We start from the raw sequence: 17,786 nt of genomic DNA on the forward strand, positions 1-17,786 counted from the left end.
TGTGCGCGCGACCGGTAAGGCAAAACATTTATCGTGGCAGCGCCATCTTGATCAGTTCGTCAGGCGAGGCTTCGGCTTTCGGCACACTGCCGGCAATGCGGCCTTCGCGCATGACGACGATGCGGTCCGACACGCCGATCACTTCGGCGAGATCGCTCGACACCATGATCACGGTCTTGCCCGCTTCCGCGAGCTCGTACAGCAGGTTGTAGATCTCGGCGCGCGCCCCCACGTCGATGCCGCGCGTGGGCTCGTCCATCAGGAACACTTCGATGCGTTCGGCGAGCCAGCGCGAAAGAATCACCTTCTGCTGGTTGCCTCCCGAGAGCGTACCGATGGCAGTGTCGCCGTTGCGCGTCTTGATCGCGAGTTTCCCGATGTAGTCCTGTGCAAGCGCGCGTTCGCGCTTCGCATCCAGCAGGAAACGCGCGGGACTGAAATGGCGGCGCGCGCTGATATTGAGGTTGTCGGCCACCGAGGCGATTGCCACGATGCCTTCCTGCTTGCGGTCCTCGGGGCATAGCGCGAGACCCGCGCGCACGGCGTCGCGTGGACTCGCGAAATTCACGCGCTTGCCGTCCAGTTCGACATGACCTGCACTTGAGCGCGTCGCGCCGTAAATCAGCTTCATGAGTTCCGACCGACCCGCGCCTACCAGCCCAAAGAAGCCGACAATCTCGCCGCGCCGCGCCCGGAACGACACGGGTTCGGCGAGGCCCGGCCCGAGCAGCCCTTTCGCTTCGAGCAGCACGGGACCGGCTTCGCGCGCGCGATAGCCATATACGTCCTCGATCGAGCGACCCACCATCGCTGCAATCAGGCGGTTGCGGTCGAGGTCGGCCACCGAATCGAAGGTTTCGATACGCTTGCCGTCGCGGAACACCGTCACGCGGTCGCAAAGCTCATAGACTTCGTCCATGCGATGCGTGACGTAAATGATTGCGCGACCATCGGCGCGCAGTGCGTTGACGATGCGAAAGAGGTTCTCGGTCTCGCGTGCCGAAAGCGAGCTTGTTGGTTCGTCGAAGGCGATCACGCGCGCGTCGCGCATCAGCGCCTTGCCGATCTCGATCATCTGACGCTGGCCAATGGAGAGATTCTTCACGGGCGTGCGCGGATCGATACGCTCGCCCAGCCGCTGCAATTCGTCCGTCGCGCGTTTGACGAGCGTCTGCTCGTCGAGCACGCCGAGGCGGTTGGGCAACTGCCCGAGCATCAGGTTGTCCGCCACGGTCAGCTCGGGCACGAGATGCAATTCCTGATAGATGATCGCGATGCCTGCGTCGAGCGCCGCTCGCGTGGTCGTGAAGCGCTGCTCCACGCCGTTCAGGCTCAACGTGCCCGCCTGCGGCTGGTTCACGCCCGAGAGCACCTTGAGCAGCGTGGACTTGCCCGCGCCGTTCTCGCCCATCAGGCCGTGCACCTCGCCCGCGCGCACGTCGAGCGCGACGCGGTCGAGCGCCTTCACGCCCGGGAAGCTCACGGTGATGCCGTCAAGCTCCAGATACGCGCGCCGCCCCTGTTGAGTCCCCGCGTGGCGCGTACCTGCGGCGTTCGCCGCATCTGCATGTGTCATGGTTTCAGTCATTGCATCCCTGCCCTTGCCGTCGCCTCCGTATTGCTACGGATTCCTTAGATGCCAAGTTCGCCGCGCACAGCCGTCCAGTTGTCGCGCGTCATCAGCTTGCCGGTGGTCTGCGTGTCGGCGGGCGGCTGCTTGCCGGTGCGAATCCAGTCGACAAGATTCTGCGCGCTGTCCTTGCCGTGGTTCGTCGAGCTCACGGCGATCGTGCCGTAAAAGCCGGTCGGCTCCTTCTTCTGGAATTCGGCGAACGCTTCGCCCGCGCCATTGATGCCCACGCCGATTACATCAGCAGCCGGAATGTGCAGCTGTTCCGTTGCGCGCACCGCACCCAGCACGCTTTCCTCGTTGAGTGCGAATACCACCCACTTCTTGATGTTCGGATGCTGTGCGAGCACCGGGGAGGCCGCGTTGAAACCGCCTTCGTCGTCAGTGGTCTTTTGCGGGGCATCGAAGATGTTCTCCTTCTTGAAGCCGCCGGCCAGCAGCGTCTGGGTTGCGCCGTCGGTGCGCAACTTCGCCGTGGGCAGTTCGTAGTCGGTGATACGTAGCGCGCCCACTTCCTCCGGCTTCCAGCCCCGCTTCTTCATCTCGTCGCTGATCGCCCGTCCCACCTGGTTGCCGATCTTGAGAGCCGACATGCCCAGATGCGGCACACCCGCGAGCAGCTTGCCCGACGAGTCGACCAGTTGATCGTCCACCGTCACGAACTTCATGTTGTAACGTTTGGCGCGCGCCTGAATGGCCGGTCCAAGACGCACGTCGGGTGCGCAGATCACGAAGCCCTGTGCGCCTTGCGCACCGAGATTGTCGATCGCGGCCAGCACCTTCTCGCCGTCCGGCGTGCCGATGTTCACCACCGAGACGTTCTCCTTCTGGCCGAGCGCCGTGGCAGCCTTCTGCTCGTTGATGAACCACGCCTGCTCGGGCATCTTCACAAGAAATCCGATCTTGGTGGGCGAGTCGGCGTGCGCCGCCATACTCATGCCGAGCGGCGCGACGCACAGGGCCGCGAACACGGCGCGAAGGGTGAACCGGCGGATGTTGCTGGTCATGCTATGTCTCCTCTGATGACGCTTTTGCGTGGGGTGAAACAGTGACTCTCCGTGACGGAATGCTCAGTGGCCAAACGCCTCGACTTCGATATGGCGCCCGAGCAGGAACGCGTCGGCCACAAGGCGCAGCGGGCGCACGTCCACGTCGTCGGCGCCATGCGCGATCAACCGGTGAAAGCGCTCGTAGAGCGCCGAATATTCCCGTTCGGCACGAAGTTCGACCGGCTCGCCCGCGATGGCAAGGCGCTTGCCGCCTTCGGAGATCGAGAGCAGGCCCTCGGTGGTCTCCACATCGATTTCCCATTGTTCGACCGGGCCGTGACGCCAGTCGAATTCGGCACGCACCGGCACGCCGTCGGTGTCGATGCACTCGAGTTCGGCGGCGATGGGCGTCGAACAGTCGGACGGTACATGCAGCACCGCGCTGCGCAGCAGCACCTCGCGCGGCAGAATGCGCGTGACGATCGACAGCGCGTTGATGCCCGGATCGAACACGCCGAGGCCGCCCGGTTCCCAGATCCATTGCTGGCCCGGATGCCAGCGGCGCACATCTTCCTTCCACCGCACGTGCACGGCGCGGATCGTGCGCCCGGCCAGCCACGCGCGCGCCGGTTCGACGGCGCTCGCGCAGCGCGAATGCCATGTGGCGAACAGCGTGCGCTTGTGCTGCTTCGCGAGTTCGCGCAGCGCTTCCACTTCGCTCACGCTCGCGCCCGGCGGCTTTTCGAGCATCACGTGCTTGCCCGCTTCCAGCGCGGCGCGCGCCTGCTCGTAGCGCACCTGCGGCGGCGCGCACAGCGACACGGCGTCGAGGTCGCGCTCGGCGGCCAGCAGCGCGCCGATATCGGCGTAATTGCGCACGCCGTCCACCTGCGCGTTGCGACTCGCGGCGGCCACGAACTCGAAGCCCGCATTACCCGCGATGGCGGGCAGATGCTGGTCGCGCGCGATCTTGCCCACGCCCACGATACCCAGCCTGTACGACGCATTCATACCGATCTCCAAACCTTGTTTTATTTCGTATCGCGTATCGATTGGTCACTTGCCCCAGCGCAGCACCAGCGGATCGAGACGACGCGCGATATCGACCAGCTCCCTGCGTGTCTGCGGATGCATCGCGGGCAGCGGATGGCGCGGCAGCTCGCAGTCGATCACGCCGCCCTCCTTCATCAGCGCCTTGCAGGCGAGCAGGCCCGCCTGGCGGTTTTCGTGATTGATGAGCGGCAGCCACTTCTGGTAAAGCGTGAAGGCGTCGTCGAGACGGCCTTCGCGGTGCGCCACGATGATCGGGCGAATGCCGTCCGGGAAACCGCCGCCCGTCATCGCGCCGGTTGCGCCCGCGTTCAGGTCGGCCAGCAGCGTGATGCCTTCCTCGCCGTCCCATGGACCCTCGACCGCTTCGCCGCCAAGGCGGATCACCTCGCGCAGCTTGTTGGCCGCGCCTGGCGTTTCGATCTTGAAGTACGAGACCTGCTCGATCTCGCGCGCCATGCGCGCGAGGAACGGCGCGGACAGCACCGTGCCACTCGCGGGCGCATCCTGAATCATGATGGGAATATCGATGGCGTCCGAGACGCCCTGGTAGAACGCGTAGATCTGCTGCTCGGGCACGCGGAACGTCGCGCCGTGATACGGCGGCATCACCATCGCCATCGCCGCGCCCAGCTCCTGCGCGCGCCTGCTGCGCGCCGCGCACGCGATCGTGCCAAAGTGCGTGGTCGTCACGATCACGGGCACGCGGCCCGCCACGTGTTCGAGCACGGTGCGCGTGATGATTTCGCGCTCGTCGTCGGTGACCGAGAACTGCTCGGAGAAGTTCGCCAGAATGCACAGGCCGTCCGAGCCCGCGTCGATCATGAAATCGACGGCGCGCTTCTGGCTCGCCAGATCCAGTTCGCCGGTTTCGGTGAAGGTGGTCGGCACGACGGGAAAAATGCCCGTGTAACGGGGCGTACGGTTTGCAGTCATGTTGTCTGTCCTGCTTCGAATTTTGGCGGCGGTGCGCTTCAGGCGCGCTCGGGCTGACCCGCGAAACGCCGCTTCACGTGCAGCGGATTCGCGTCGCGCAACGCGTCGGGCAACCAGCTATCGGCAAGATTCTGGTAGCAGACCGGGCGCAGGAAACGCTCGATCGCCGCCGTGCCCACCGAGGTGCTGCGGCCATCCGAGGTGGACGGGAACGGGCCGCCGTGCACCATCGCATCGCAAACCTCGACGCCCGTTGGGAAGCCGTTGGCCAGCAGACGGCCCGCCTTGCGCTCGATGAGCGGCAGGAGCGCGCGCACGAGATCGCCGTCGGCGGCGTCCGCGTGCAGCGTGATCGTCAACTGGCCTTCGATATGGCGCAGCACGCGGCGCAGTTCGGCTTCGTCCGCGCATTCGACCAGCACGCTGCCCGGGCCGAACACTTCTTCGCCGAGCGATGCGTTGGCCAGCAGATCGCTTGCGCTCACGCGCAGCAGCGCCGCCTGCGCGCGGCCAGGCGCTGCCGCGCCGCGCGCGAGCGTCGTGACCTTCGGATGCTCGACGAGACGACCGATGCCGTGCTCATACGCGCGCAGAATGCCCGGCGTGAGCATCACGCCCGCCGCCGCCGCGCTGAATTCGCGTGCGGCGTTCGTGGCGAAGGCCTCGAAGTCCGCGCCCGCGAGGCCGAGCATCAGGCCCGGATTGGTACAGAACTGGCCGCAGCCGAGCGTCGTCGATGCCGCGTATTCACGCGCCAGCGTCTCGCCGCGCGCGGCGAGCGCGCCCGGCAGCAGCAGGTTCGGATTCACGCTGCTCATTTCGGCGTAGACGGGAATCGGCTCGGTACGCGCCGCCGCCAGCTTCACGAGCGCAAGACCGCCCGCGCGCGAGCCGGTGAAGCCGACCGCGCGGATCGCGGGATGCTGCACGAGCGCGCTGCCCACTTCGTGGCCCGCGTCGAACAGCAGCGAGAACACGCCTTCGGGCAGGCCCGCCGCCGCGACCGCCTGCTGGATCGCGCGGCCGACGAGTTCCGAGGCGCCCGGATGCGCCGGATGCGCCTTCACGACCACGGGACAGCCCGCGGCCAGCGCCGACGCCGTGTCGCCGCCCGCCACCGAAAACGCCAGCGGGAAATTGCTCGCGCCGAACACCGCGACCGGGCCGACGCCGATGCGCCAGAAACGCAGGTCGGTGCGCGGCGGCTGACGTTCGGGCAGCGCCGGTTCGATCCGCACGTCGAGCGCATCGCCGCTGCGCACGAGCGTGGCGAACATGCGCAATTGATTCGCGGTGCGTGCGCGTTCGCCTTCGAGGCGCGCGCGCGGCAGGCCGCTTTCGGCCATTGCGCGTTCGATCAGTTGTTCGCCGAGCGCTTCGATGCGCGCGGCGCAATCGTCGAGGAATTGCGCGCGTTTTTCAGCGGGCAGCGTGCGGTAGGGGTCGAAGGCGGCGTCCGCGAGTTCGCAGGCCTGTTCGACATCGCCTCGCAGCGCGCCGTGGAAAACCGGTTGCGCGATGGGCGCGATGGGCGTATTGCTCGCGGCGTCGATCGCCTGGAACGCCGCGCCTTCGCCGCGCTTCGCGCGCGCGCCGATCAGCACCTCGCCGGTGAGAGTCGTCGTCATGATGGCAGTCCTTGCGCGTGCGTCAGTGCGAGTGGCGCGGTACGGCCGAGCCGCGCTTGCCCACGAGGAAGTCGAGATCGCAGCCTTCGTCGGCCTGCAGAACGTGATCGACATAGAGGCGCGCATAGCCGCCGTTGCCCAGCTGCCCGGCGACGCCCTGCGCGGCGGCCGGATCGACGTCGCTCAGGCGGCGTTGCAGTTCCTCGTCGCTGATGTCCAGATGCAGACGGCCGTTCTCGCAGTCGAGCTCGATCCAGTCGCCGTTGCGCACCGCCGCGAGCGGGCCGCCCGCCGCCGCTTCCGGCGCGACGTGCAGCACCACCGTGCCGTAAGCCGTGCCGCTCATGCGCGCGTCCGAGATGCGCACCATGTCCTTCACGCCCTCGCGCAGCAGCTTGGGCGGCAGGCCCATGTTGCCCACTTCGGCCATGCCCGGATAACCCTTCGGGCCGCAATTTTTCATGACGAGGATCGAGTCCTTGTCGACGTCGAGCGATTCGTCGGCGATGGTCGCCTTGTAGTGATCGAAATTCTCGAACACCACGGCGCGGCCGCGATGCTTGAGCAGTTCGGGCGTCGCCGCCGACGGCTTCAGCACGGCGCCGCGCGGCGCGAGATTGCCGCGCAGGATGCAGATGCCGCCGTCCGCGATCAGCGGATTGTCGAGCTGGCGGATCACTTCGTCGTTGTAGTTCGGCGCTTCGCGCACGTTGTCCCAGATGGACTTGCCGTTCACGGTGAGCGCATCCGGATGCGGCAGCAGGTTCGCTTCGCCCAGACGGCGCAGCACCGCCGGCAGACCGCCCGCGTAATAGAACTCTTCCATCAGGAAGCGGCCCGAGGGCTGCAGATCGACGATGGTGGGCGTGTCGCGGCCGATGCGCTGCCAGTCTTCGAGTTCGAGCGGCACGCCGATACGGCCCGCAATCGCCTTCAGGTGGATCACCGCATTGGTCGAGCCGCCGATGGCCGCATTCGTGCGGATCGCGTTTTCGAACGCTGCGCGCGTGAGCACCTTCGAGAGCTTCAGGTCTTCGAGCGCCATCTGCACGATGCGGATGCCCGACATGTGCGCGAGCACGTAGCGGCGCGCGTCCACGGCGGGAATCGCGGCGTTGTGCGGCAGCGAGACGCCCAGCGACTCGGCCATGCAGGCCATCGTCGAGGCCGTGCCCATCGTGTTGCAGGTGCCCGCCGAGCGCGACATGCCCGCTTCGGCCGAGAGGAAATGATGCAGGTCGATCTCGCCCGCCTTGAGCGATTCGTGCAGACGCCACACGGCCGTGCCCGAACCGATGTCCTTGCCTTCGAGCTTGCCGTTGAGCATCGGGCCGCCGGTGACGACGATGGCGGGCACGTCCACGCTCGCCGCGCCCATCAGCAGCGCGGGCGTGGTCTTGTCGCAGCCGCACAGCAGCACGACGGCGTCGATCGGATTGCCGCGGATCGCTTCCTCGACGTCCATCGAAGCGAGATTGCGCGTGAGCATCGCCGAGGGACGCAGGTTCGATTCGCCGTTCGAGAACACCGGGAACTCGACCGGGAAACCGCCCGCCTCATAGACGCCGCGCTTGACGTGTTCCGCGAGCAGGCGGAAGTGCGCGTTGCAGGGCGTCAGTTCCGACCAGGTATTGCAGATGCCGATGATCGGACGGCCATCGAATTCGTGATCGGGGATGCCCTGATTCTTCATCCAGCTTCGATACATGAAGCCGTTCTTGTCCATCGTGCCGAACCACTCTCGGGAGCGCAGTTTAGGTTTGGTATCCGACATGGCCTGTCTTCAGGTGAGTTAAGTTTCAGTGCAGTCTATGGACAAACTTGATAACCTTCCAATGAAATATTGGCTGCATTCCATACACATTTTCGTATTGGTATAAATACTTATCCGCACCATGCTGGACACGACTCCCGGATACCTCCGCACACGTCTGAGAACCAGGCAGCTTTTGCTCGCCGTAGCCCTCGCTGAGGAGGGCAACATTCACCGCGCCGCGGCGGCGCTCAACATGACGCAACCCGCGGCATCCAAGATGCTGCGCGAGCTGGAGGACATGCTGGAGGTGATCCTTTTCGAACGTCTGCCGCGCGGTGTGCGGCCTACGCTCTACGGTGAAGCACTGGTCCGCCACGCACGCACGGTGCTCGGCAGCCTGGATCAGGCGCAGGAAGAACTGATTGCACTGAAGGCAGGCCGGCTCGGCCATGTGGCGGTGGGGGCGATCACCTCCCCGGGCGTCCGCGTGCTGCCGGCTGCCATTGCCGCCGTCAAACGCATGCATGCGAACGTACGCATCACGGTCGAAATCGACACGAGCAATGCGCTAATCGAGCGGCTGGCGCAGGACAAGCTCGACGTAGTGGTCGGACGGCTGTCGGCAGAGCACGACATGCTGCAGTTGCGCTACGAACCCCTGGCCGGTGAACCCGTCAAGGCGGTCGTGCGGCGCGGGCACCCCCTTCTGGAGAAGGACGAGATTGTGCTGCCCGAAGTCCAGCGCAGCGCGTGGATCGTACCGCCGGCGGGCAGCGTACTGCGTCACCGGTTCGAACTCATGTTCCAGCGCGCAAGCCTTGCGCCGCCCTCCAACGTGGTGGAAACGGCGGCACTTCTCTTCATCACGCGTGCGGTTGAGAAAAGCGACATGATTGCCGTCCTTGCCGAAGACGTCGCGCATTACTATGCCGAGCACGGGCTGGTCGAGATCCTGCCTCTGGCAATGGAATGCAGGATGGACGATTTCGGCCTGATTACACCCACCGAAAAACGCCTTTCGCCTGCTGCAGTGCTGATGATCGACGCGCTTCGCACCGCCAGTCTCGAAACCTACAATCGGCCGATCTCAGCTTGAAACAGCAGCGTCCGGCGGCGCACATCAGTCTGAATTGAACACACCGTATGCGCGTCGTCGCACACGGATCAAGTCCGAAGAAAGCCTGTCGCAGGAGCAAGGCGGGGCAAAAATACGGTCGATATCCTGTAGCGGGCGCCCTGCCACACGCGTGCCAGCCTGATGACGGGATTTCCCCTGGCTGACACGCGGCGCTTTCCGACATTAAATAAATCAACTTGATTTATTTAGTAGCCAGTGAGCCAAACAGGCCGCAGGCATCACCGGAGGAGACGCGTGAGAAGTCCGCATGTGGGCCAGGGCAGCAACTCGGCCAATGTCCGCCGCTTCAATGAGCGCCTGCTGCTGCAGGCCCTGCGGCGTGCCGGCGAGGCCTCGAAGGCCGATCTCGCCCGCCTTGCTAATCTCACCAGCACGGCCGTGGGCAGCATCATCGCCTCGCTCACGGAAAGTGGTCTGATCGAGATGAGCGGGCGGCGTCTGGACGGCGGACGCGGCCAGCCCGCCTCGCTTCTGCGCCTTGCGCCGCGCGGCGCGTTCGCGATCGGCGTACGCCTCGACCGGACCAACATCGAAACCGTGCTCGTGGACTTTGCGGGCCGGATGATCGAGCGCCGCTCGCACGACATGCTGCTGCCGCAGCCGGCCCTGGCGCAGGAAATCGTCCAGCAGGATATCCGCGAACTCTCAGGCTTGCTCAGCCAATCCGAGCGCAGTCGTCTCGCAGGCATTGGCGTTGCGCAACCGTACAACCTCGGCAGTTGGCTGAGCGAACTGGGCCTGCCCGCCGAAGCGTTCCGCGTGTGGAGCGGCGTCGATTTCGCAGGCGAGCTGGGCGCGGCCCTTGGGCTCCCCGTATTCGGTGAGAACGACGGCAACGCCGCCGCCATCGCCGAGATTTTCTACGGCTGCGGGCGCCAGCGCGACGACTTCCTTTATCTCTTTCTCGGCGCAGCCATCGGCGGCGGCATCGCCATCGACGGCGACTGCGTGCGCGGCCTGACCGGCAACGCCGGCGACTTCGCCGTGATGCCAGTGCCGCCGGGCACCCTGCCTTCGGCGCACAAGCCTTCGGCCAAATGGGACATCCTGCTTTCGCGCGCCTCGCTCATCGCACTGCGCCGCCATCTGCAGTACCACGGCGAGCAAGTGGATAACCGCGCCGATCTCGAAGCCTGCATCGCGCGCGGCCATCCGGCCGTCGAGGAATGGCTCGACGACTGCATCGACGCACTCGCGCCCGCGCTGCGCTCCGCGCTGTGCGTGCTCGACGTGCCGGCCGTGGTGCTCGACGCCGACGTGGACGCGGGCCTCATCGACACACTCATGCAGCGCCTGCGCGTGGCCCTGACGGCCACCGCGCCTGAGGCGCGCGGCACGCCCGTGCTCGTGCGCGGCACCTTCGGCCCCGACGCGGGCGCGCTGGGCGCCGCCACGCTTCCCATGTTCTTCAACTTTTCGCCACGCGCGGGCATCCTGATGGGCGCCGGCGCACAAGCTAACGTACAAGCGCAGGAGGTGAGCCATGTCGCGCACTGAGTCGACGCCCCCGCTGCTGGAAATGCGGGGCATCAGCAAGACGTTTCCCGGTGTGCGCGCGCTCGACAAGGTGCGCCTCACGGTCTGGCCCGGCGAGGTGCACGCGTTGATGGGCGAGAACGGCGCGGGCAAATCCACGCTCATGAAGATTCTCTCGGGCGCCTATCAGGCGGATGCCGGCGGCGAGATCGTGATCGATGGCAAGACGGTCGTCATCGACGGCCCGCTCGCCGCGCGCGAACTGGGCGTGGCCGTCATCTACCAGGAACTGAGCCTCGCGCCGAATCTTTCGGTTGCCGAAAACGTTCATGCGGGCCGCGAGTTGCGCCGTGGCGGCCGCCGCTTCGGCCTGGTCGACCGCGTCGCCATGGAGCGCGGCTGCGAAGACGTACTCAAGCGTCTGGGCGCCACCTTCGGCCCCACGGCGCTGGTGGGTTCGCTCTCGATCGCCGAGCGCCAGCTCGTGGAAATCGCACGCGCCGTGCATAGCGACGCACGCATCATCGTGATGGACGAGCCCACTACGCCGCTCTCCTCGCGCGAGACCGAGCGCCTTTTCAAGCTCATCCGCCAACTGCGCGCGGACGGACTCGCGATCATCTACATCAGCCACCGCATGGCCGAGATCTACGAGCTCTCCGACCGCGTTTCCGTGCTGCGTGACGGCGCCTATGTGGGCACGCTGATACGTGACGAGCTCAATGCCGAAAGCCTCGTGAGCATGATGGTGGGCCGCGATATTTCCGGCTTCTACAAGAAAGCGCACGCGCCCTACGATCCGGGGCACGCCGTGCTCACCGTGCGCGACGTCGCCGACCACAACCGCGTGCGCGGCTGCAGCCTCGACCTGCATTCGGGCGAAGTGCTCGGCATTGCGGGCCTCGTGGGCGCGGGCCGCACCGAGCTTGCGCGGCTGATTTACGGTGCCGAGCAGCGCGTGCGCGGCGAGATCGCCATCGACGGCCGCAAGCTCCATCTACACGGGCCGCGCGACGCCATCGAATCGGGCCTCGTCTATCTGACCGAAGACCGCAAGCATCAGGGCCTCTTTCTCGACATGAGCGTGCGCGACAACATCAACGTGGCCGTGGCCGGACGCGACGCGCGTTTCGGCGTGCTCGACCTCGCGCGCGGCGCGTCCCGCGCGAACGATTCGATCCGCTCGCTTTCGATTCGCGTGCCGGACGCCCGTGTGAACGCAGGCGCGCTCTCGGGCGGCAATCAGCAAAAGGTGCTGCTCTCGCGCCTGCTGGAGACGAAGCCGCGCGTGCTGATCCTCGACGAGCCGACGCGTGGCGTGGACATCGGCGCGAAGTCGGAGATCTACCGCATCATCAACGACCTCGCCAAAACCGGCGTCGGCATCATCGTGATTTCGAGCGAACTGCCCGAGATCATCGGCGTGGCCGACCGCGTGCTCGTCATGCGCGAAGGCGTATTCGCCGGAGAACTGGGCGGCTATACCGGCAAGGCCATCACCCAGGAAGCCATCATCGAACTCGCCACCGGCTCGCCAGGCGCGCTGGACGAGGCCGCCTGATTCTGACGCACCCGCTTGACGCATCCGTCGAAGAGATATTGAGGAGCATGACACCATGAAGAGCATTCTTCCCCGCCATGGCGTTGCGCCATCGCCCGCACAGCCTGCGCAACCCGCGCAACCCGTTCAGGCCGCGCGTCCCGGTACGGCCGTCGACGGCCATCGCGCCCGCATGAAATCCCTCATGCGCACGGCGGGCATGCTGCCCGTGCTCGTCCTGCTGTGCATCGGCTTCGGATTTCTGACAGATGGCTTCGCCACGCTGCAGAATCTCTCAATCGTCACGCAGCAGGCATCAATCAACATCGTGCTCGCCGCCGGCATGACCTTCGTGATTCTCACGGGCGGCATCGACCTTTCGGTAGGTTCGATTCTCGCTGCATCGGCGGTCGCGGCCATGCTCTGCTCGACGATCGGGGGCTGGGGCTGGCTCGGCATCCCCGCCGCGCTCGGCGTGGGCCTTGGCTTCGGCGTCATCAACGGCTCGCTGATCTCGCTCCTGCGCCTGCCGCCCTTCATCGTGACGCTCGGCTCGCTCACGGCGGTACGCGGCATCGCGCGCCTGATGGGCCACGACACCACCATCTTCAACCCCCAACTGTCGTTCGCCTTCATCGGTAACGGCGCGGTGTTCGGCGTGCCCTGGCTCGTGATCATCGCGCTCGCGGTGGTCGGTATCTCGTGGTTCGTGCTGCGCCGCACGGTGCTCGGCCTGCACATCTACTCGGTGGGCGGCAACCCGGAAGCGGCACGCCTCTCGGGCATCAAGGTCTGGGGCATCGAGATGTTCGTCTACGCCGTCTCGGGTCTGCTCGCCGGCTTGGGCGCGGTGATGTCGGCCGCGCGCCTCTACGCCGCGAACGGCCTGCAGCTCGGCCAGTCGTACGAGCTCGACGCCATCGCCGCAGTGATTCTGGGCGGCACGAGCTTCGTGGGCGGCGTGGGCTCGATCATCGGCACGCTGATCGGCGCGCTCATCATCGCAGTGCTCTCGAACGGCCTCGTGCTGCTGGGCGTCTCGGACATCTGGCAATACATCATCAAGGGCCTCGTGATCGTCGGCGCCGTGGCACTCGACCGCTATCGCCAGCGCGGCTCGGCACGTACCTGATGCGCCTCACGCGCTCACGTCAGGAACCCGAGACATCATTTTCGAAAGCGGGTGCAGGCGGCCCTCCTGCACCCGCGGTGCACGACACACACCAACTGCCCCCTGGAGACATACTCATGTTCAAGAAAAAAGCTGCCTTCGCTGTTCGTGCCGCTGCCGCACTCGCGCTCGGCTTCGCCCTGCAAGGTGCACATGCCGCCGACAAGCAACTGAAGTCGATCGGCATCACCGTTGGATCGCTCGGCAATCCTTACTTCGTGACCATCGTGAAAGGCGCGGAAGCGAAGGCCAGGCAGATCAACCCGAACGCGAAAGTCACGGCCGTGTCCGCCGACTACGACCTGAACAAGCAGTTTACGCAGATCGACAACTTCATCTCGGCGCACGTCGACATGATCCTGCTGAACGCCTCCGATCCGAAAGCGATCGAACCGGCTGTACGCAAGGCGCGCGCCGCGGGCATCGTGGTGGTGGCCGTGGACGTGGCCGCGGCTGGCGCCAACGCCACCGTGCAGACCGACAACGTCAAGGCAGGCGAGATCTCGTGCGAGTACCTCTCGAAGAAGATCAACGGCAAGGGCAACGTGATCATCGAGAACGGCCCGCAGGTTTCCGCCGTGATCGACCGGGTGAACGGCTGCAAGCAGGTGCTCGCGAAGTCGCCTGGCATCAAGATCCTCTCCGACGACCAGGACGGCAAGGGCTCGCGTGAAGGCGGCATGAACGCCATGCAGGGCTATCTCACGCGCTTCCCGCAACTGGCCGGCGTGTTTACGATCAACGACCCGCAGGCCGTGGGCAGCGACCTGGCCGCGAAACAACTGCATCGCAGCAACATCGTGATCACGTCGGTGGACGGCGCACCCGACATCGAAACGGCGCTGAAGAGCGACACGCTGGTGCAGGCCTCGGCAAGCCAGGATCCGTGGAAGATGGCGCAAACGGCCGTGCAGGTCGGCTACGACATCATGAACGGCAAGAATCCCGCCAATCCGATGATCGAGATGGCGCCCCAGCTCATCACGCGCGACAACGTCAGCAGCTACAAGGGCTGGTCGTCGCCGCACTGAGCGGCTTTAATCGGCATTGCCCCTGCAAGGATCAAGGGGCAAGCCGCTACTTATATGCAAGGTAGTGCTTATTTCTTAAGGCTGGAACAACTCAGCCGGACGGATAGGGGGTGCGTAGCGCTCCCCCTATCCGTCCTTTCACGAGGCGCTGCACTTTAATACCGCTTGACCGCATGCGGGCGCACGAAATGGTTGTGTCGCGTTATTTGTCCGCAAGGACGCGCAGCATCGCCTCGCCAATCTGCGCCTCGCCGCATGCCACCAGCGCGTCGCCAGCGCCCTTGATATCCCGCGCCTCCTTGTTCTGGCCGAGCTTGCTCTTGCCGACGAGACGGGTGATCCCGATCTCCACGCCGACAATCGCCCTGACCTGCGCATCGGTGTATTCCTTGGGGGCATCCGACATCTTCCACGGCTTAGGCTGCGATGCCTCGTGTGTGCGGGTCAGGCGCCCGATCACACCGCGCACATAGCGCTCGTCGTCATGAATGGAAATTCGTCCGTGCGCGTGAACCACCACGTAATTCCAGGTGGGCACCTGCTTGTGGAACTCGTGCTTGCTCGGATACCAGTTTGGCGAAATATAGGCGTCCCCCGCACGGAACACCACCAGCACCTCGTCACCGTTCGCCACAGCCTGCCAGACCGGATTGGCGCGAGCAACATGCGCGCGCAGCACGCCCAGTTCACCCTCGTCCGGCACCAGTTCGAACGGAATGTGGTTCGCGTCGAGTCCATTTTCCCCGTGGGTAATCAGGGTTCCGAATGGATGCTGTGCAATGGTGGCGTGCAGCACTTCCTTGCGGTTTTCAGCGAAATCAGCGGGTATGTACATAAGCGGTCCTCTCGTGAGCAGGATAAGCGGGGTTGGCATCGCGCCACGGTTCAAGTCTGCACTGAAAGTGGTTTATCCTGTAGATCCAGTTTCAGCCATTTTTAGAGAACCAGAATCGTGTCGAGAACTGCGCGCGTCGCGGAGATGCCCTCCTTCGGCGCGCTGGACCGCACCGCAGGCAATCTGAGCCGCCAGTTGGCAGAGGCGCTGCGCGAAGCCGTACGTCGAGGAGACATCCGCGCTGGCGACGCGCTGCCGGCGACACGCACACTCGCCGTTTCGCTTCGGGTCGCAAGAGGCACGGTGATCGAAGCCTACGAGCAACTCATCGCCGAGGGATTCCTCGAATCGAAAGCCGGGGCCGGGACACGCGTTGCACAGGCATTGGCCGAGCGACAGCCTGCCCACACACCGCACGCGTTGCCGACACCCCCGGCTGCTGCACAAGTACTGCCCGAACGCGCCGAACTGTTCGCGCAGATCGCGCGGGAATTCCGGCCCCTCGCGCCCACGCCATTTGCGATTTCGGTGCCTGTCGGCCTGACCGCGCCTTCCGATATCTGGCGGCGGCTCGGCAACCGCATCCGCGCACGAGGCCCGGGCGCGCCGACTGGATATGCCGATCCGCTCGGCGTGCGGTCGCTGCGCGAGGCAATCGCCGCTTACGTGCGCAAATCACGCTCGGTGCGCTGCGAAGCGGATCAGGTCATCGTCACAAGCGGTACGCAGCAAGGCCTTTTTCTCGCAACCCAGGTGCTGCTCGCGTCGGGGGACCAGGCATGGATCGAGAACCCTGCCTACCGCGGCGTCACAGCGATTCTGGAGAGCGTGGGCCATCGCGATGGCATCACGAGAGTACCCGTCGATGCGGAGGGCCTTGATGTCGAAGCCGGTATACGGATGGCACCCCGGGCTCGCGCGGCGTTTGTCACGCCATCTCATCAATACCCTCTCGGCATGCCGCTGAGCATGGCGCGGCGCGCCGCCTTGCTCGCGTGGGCCCGCACAAATCATTCCTGGGTCATTGAAGACGACTACGACAGCGAGCTACGTTACGAGGGTTATCCGTTTCCGGCCCTCCAGGGCCTGGACCCGGAGCGAGTGGTATACCTCGGCACCTTCAGCAAGATCCTGTTCCCCTCGCTGCGACTTGGCTACGCGATTGTCCCGCGCGGGCTCGTCGATGCGTTCTGCGGCGCTCGCGTCCTCATGGACCGCCACCCGCCGACTGCGGATCAGCACGTCCTCGCCGCCTTCATGATGGAGGGGCATCTCGAGCGGCACATCCGCAAGGTTAGGCATGTGTATGCGGAACAGCGGATTCGCCTTATCGAAACGCTCAAAGCGCTGCTGCCTTCCGATCTCGCCTGGGTCGAACCCGGCGATCAGGGCATGCATCTTGTTCTATGGCTTGCCAATGATCTGAACGACCACGCAATCGTTCGTCAGGCGACCATGGCGGGCGTGGCAGTGCGTGCGGTATCGCCGATGTTCGCGCCGGGCAGCATGCGCCCGGGACTCGTTCTTGGGTTCGGAGGGTTCAGCAGCGAGCAGATGGAAGACGCAGCAGATAGCCTCGCTGCAGTGATCAGAAATGCCCGAAAGTTCCAGGGATCTGCTGCGGGCGCACTCTGAGTGGCCACGCCGACCACGACGCGCACGGCTATTCGTCGGTGACAGTCACGCCGCAGACTTTTACCGTAGTGTTCAACAAAGTGAGACCGTTGGACCCGGACGGCACCGCGCCCGCAAATGCCCTGCTCGACCGCACGCGATTGACGGTGGCGAGAGATTCAGTCGAGGTACGCGTCGAGCGTTTCTAGCTTCTATTGGGGCAGGCCTGGCACCGGTACGTAGTCACAACCTGATAATCATGGGATGCATCGCAATAGATTCACGAATTACAGTAAAAGAATAATAAATAACTTCGCTAATTCCATGAATAAAACAGAATTTGCTTGACAAATCAACCTGACTATCGACTCCGGGATAACTCCTTATAGACAGAATTCTCCCTGTGCTTTTTAATGGTCCACGTTCCAGATCAAAGCGACCATAACACACCCGCTGGTTCCTTCTGGTCCATGACGGACTCGTAATACCTGCCTGCAGATTGCCCCAGATCCCTGCTTCAGGTGAGCGCGTCTAATAACATGTACGTCCCGAAGCCGCTGCATCAGTCCCTCGCATCGGGTGTTTATGTAAATATCCACTTCCTCGTCACTAGGCATCGATCAAGACCTTGCATTTGAAAGACCGGTTTCAAATAGTTTTACTTTTTCACGATCCCAATTCCTCATTTTTTATGGGATCGATTAGAAAACATGGTTATCCGTCTTGCCAATTTAACTGGCAGCCATTACTGGAACTGGAAGAAACCAGTTCGGATATTGGAGACAGACATGCTCAGCCCCCACGAATTTGCTACCCTCATGCTCGTCAAGGATTCGCCCGACCAGATCGATCTCACCCGCGAGGACCTGGACGTCTTGCTCGAACGCCAGCTCGTCGCAATGGAACAACTCGCGTCCGGCATCCATCGTCTTTGGCTGACCAACGATGGCGACTCGCTGCTTCAGACCATAAGGCGAGAACGCTGAGTCCCG

General features: G+C 64.6%; 13 protein-coding genes and 1 pseudogene. 7 read left to right on the forward strand and 7 right to left on the reverse strand.

Annotated features, from left to right (window positions below):
- Positions 1 to 28: 28 nt before the first annotated feature.
- The 6 genes from araG to EPN59_RS06370 all read right to left on the reverse strand — a co-directional run bounded on the left by araG (position 29) and on the right by EPN59_RS06370 (position 8,007).
- Positions 29 to 1,588: an L-arabinose ABC transporter ATP-binding protein AraG gene (gene araG, locus EPN59_RS06345; protein ID WP_293037083.1), complete on the reverse strand. Its 1,560-nt coding sequence runs from the start codon at positions 1,586 to 1,588 to the stop codon at positions 29 to 31.
- A gap of 44 nt (positions 1,589 to 1,632) precedes the next feature.
- Positions 1,633 to 2,637 carry an arabinose ABC transporter substrate-binding protein gene (locus EPN59_RS06350; RefSeq protein ID WP_293037086.1) on the reverse strand — a complete coding sequence of 335 codons (1,005 nt, stop codon included), beginning with the start codon at positions 2,635 to 2,637 and terminating at the stop codon, positions 1,633 to 1,635.
- A 63-nt stretch (positions 2,638 to 2,700) separates the two neighbouring features.
- On the reverse strand, positions 2,701 to 3,630 hold the full coding sequence (locus EPN59_RS06355) for a Gfo/Idh/MocA family oxidoreductase (protein WP_293037089.1): 930 nt from the start codon (positions 3,628 to 3,630) through the stop codon (positions 2,701 to 2,703).
- A 45-nt stretch (positions 3,631 to 3,675) separates the two neighbouring features.
- Positions 3,676 to 4,605, reverse strand: coding sequence for a dihydrodipicolinate synthase family protein (locus EPN59_RS06360; RefSeq protein WP_293037092.1), 930 nt, complete (start codon positions 4,603 to 4,605; stop codon positions 3,676 to 3,678).
- Positions 4,606 to 4,643: 38 nt separating this feature from the next.
- Positions 4,644 to 6,233 carry an aldehyde dehydrogenase (NADP(+)) gene (locus tag EPN59_RS06365; protein WP_293045724.1) on the reverse strand — a complete coding sequence of 530 codons (1,590 nt, stop codon included), beginning with the start codon at positions 6,231 to 6,233 and terminating at the stop codon, positions 4,644 to 4,646.
- A gap of 22 nt (positions 6,234 to 6,255) precedes the next feature.
- Positions 6,256 to 8,007, reverse strand: a complete 1,752-nt coding sequence (locus EPN59_RS06370; protein WP_293037098.1) for an IlvD/Edd family dehydratase — start codon at positions 8,005 to 8,007, stop codon at positions 6,256 to 6,258.
- 121 nt (positions 8,008 to 8,128) lie between these two features.
- Between EPN59_RS06370 and EPN59_RS06375 the strand changes: the two genes are divergently transcribed.
- The 5 genes and pseudogenes from EPN59_RS06375 to EPN59_RS06395 all read left to right on the forward strand — a co-directional run bounded on the left by EPN59_RS06375 (position 8,129) and on the right by EPN59_RS06395 (position 14,345).
- Positions 8,129 to 9,085 carry a LysR substrate-binding domain-containing protein gene (locus EPN59_RS06375; protein WP_293037101.1) on the forward strand — a complete coding sequence of 319 codons (957 nt, stop codon included), beginning with the start codon at positions 8,129 to 8,131 and terminating at the stop codon, positions 9,083 to 9,085.
- Positions 9,086 to 9,361: 276 nt separating this feature from the next.
- Positions 9,362 to 10,624: an ROK family transcriptional regulator gene (locus EPN59_RS06380; protein ID WP_293045727.1), complete on the forward strand. Its 1,263-nt coding sequence runs from the start codon at positions 9,362 to 9,364 to the stop codon at positions 10,622 to 10,624.
- On the forward strand, positions 10,611 to 12,164 hold the full coding sequence (locus EPN59_RS06385) for a sugar ABC transporter ATP-binding protein (protein ID WP_293039155.1): 1,554 nt from the start codon (positions 10,611 to 10,613) through the stop codon (positions 12,162 to 12,164). Before EPN59_RS06380 ends, EPN59_RS06385 begins: the two co-directional genes overlap by 14 nt.
- Before the next feature lie 160 nt (positions 12,165 to 12,324).
- Positions 12,325 to 13,275: pseudogene (locus EPN59_RS06390) on the forward strand (ribose ABC transporter permease); the annotation flags it as partial.
- 116 nt (positions 13,276 to 13,391) lie between these two features.
- On the forward strand, positions 13,392 to 14,345 hold the full coding sequence (locus EPN59_RS06395; protein WP_293039161.1) for an ABC transporter substrate-binding protein: 954 nt from the start codon (positions 13,392 to 13,394) through the stop codon (positions 14,343 to 14,345).
- A 202-nt stretch (positions 14,346 to 14,547) separates the two neighbouring features.
- Here EPN59_RS06395 and EPN59_RS06400 read toward each other — a convergent pair whose 3' ends face one another.
- Positions 14,548 to 15,180, reverse strand: coding sequence for an FMN-binding negative transcriptional regulator (locus EPN59_RS06400; protein WP_293039164.1), 633 nt, complete (start codon positions 15,178 to 15,180; stop codon positions 14,548 to 14,550).
- A gap of 117 nt (positions 15,181 to 15,297) precedes the next feature.
- Here EPN59_RS06400 and EPN59_RS06405 point away from each other — a divergent pair, with 117 nt between their 5' ends.
- Together EPN59_RS06405 and EPN59_RS06410 are read left to right on the forward strand one after the other, a co-directional pair.
- Positions 15,298 to 16,815: a PLP-dependent aminotransferase family protein gene (locus EPN59_RS06405; RefSeq protein ID WP_293039167.1), complete on the forward strand. Its 1,518-nt coding sequence runs from the start codon at positions 15,298 to 15,300 to the stop codon at positions 16,813 to 16,815.
- Positions 16,816 to 17,582: 767 nt separating this feature from the next.
- Positions 17,583 to 17,780 (forward strand): hypothetical protein, encoded by a 198-nt coding sequence (locus EPN59_RS06410; protein WP_293039195.1) that lies wholly within the window; start codon positions 17,583 to 17,585, stop codon positions 17,778 to 17,780.
- The last annotated feature ends 6 nt before the right edge of the window (positions 17,781 to 17,786 follow it).

Origin of the sequence: Paraburkholderia sp. (assembly GCF_004298475.1) — a bacterium.
Lineage (GTDB): Bacteria > Pseudomonadota > Gammaproteobacteria > Burkholderiales > Burkholderiaceae > Paraburkholderia > Paraburkholderia denitrificans.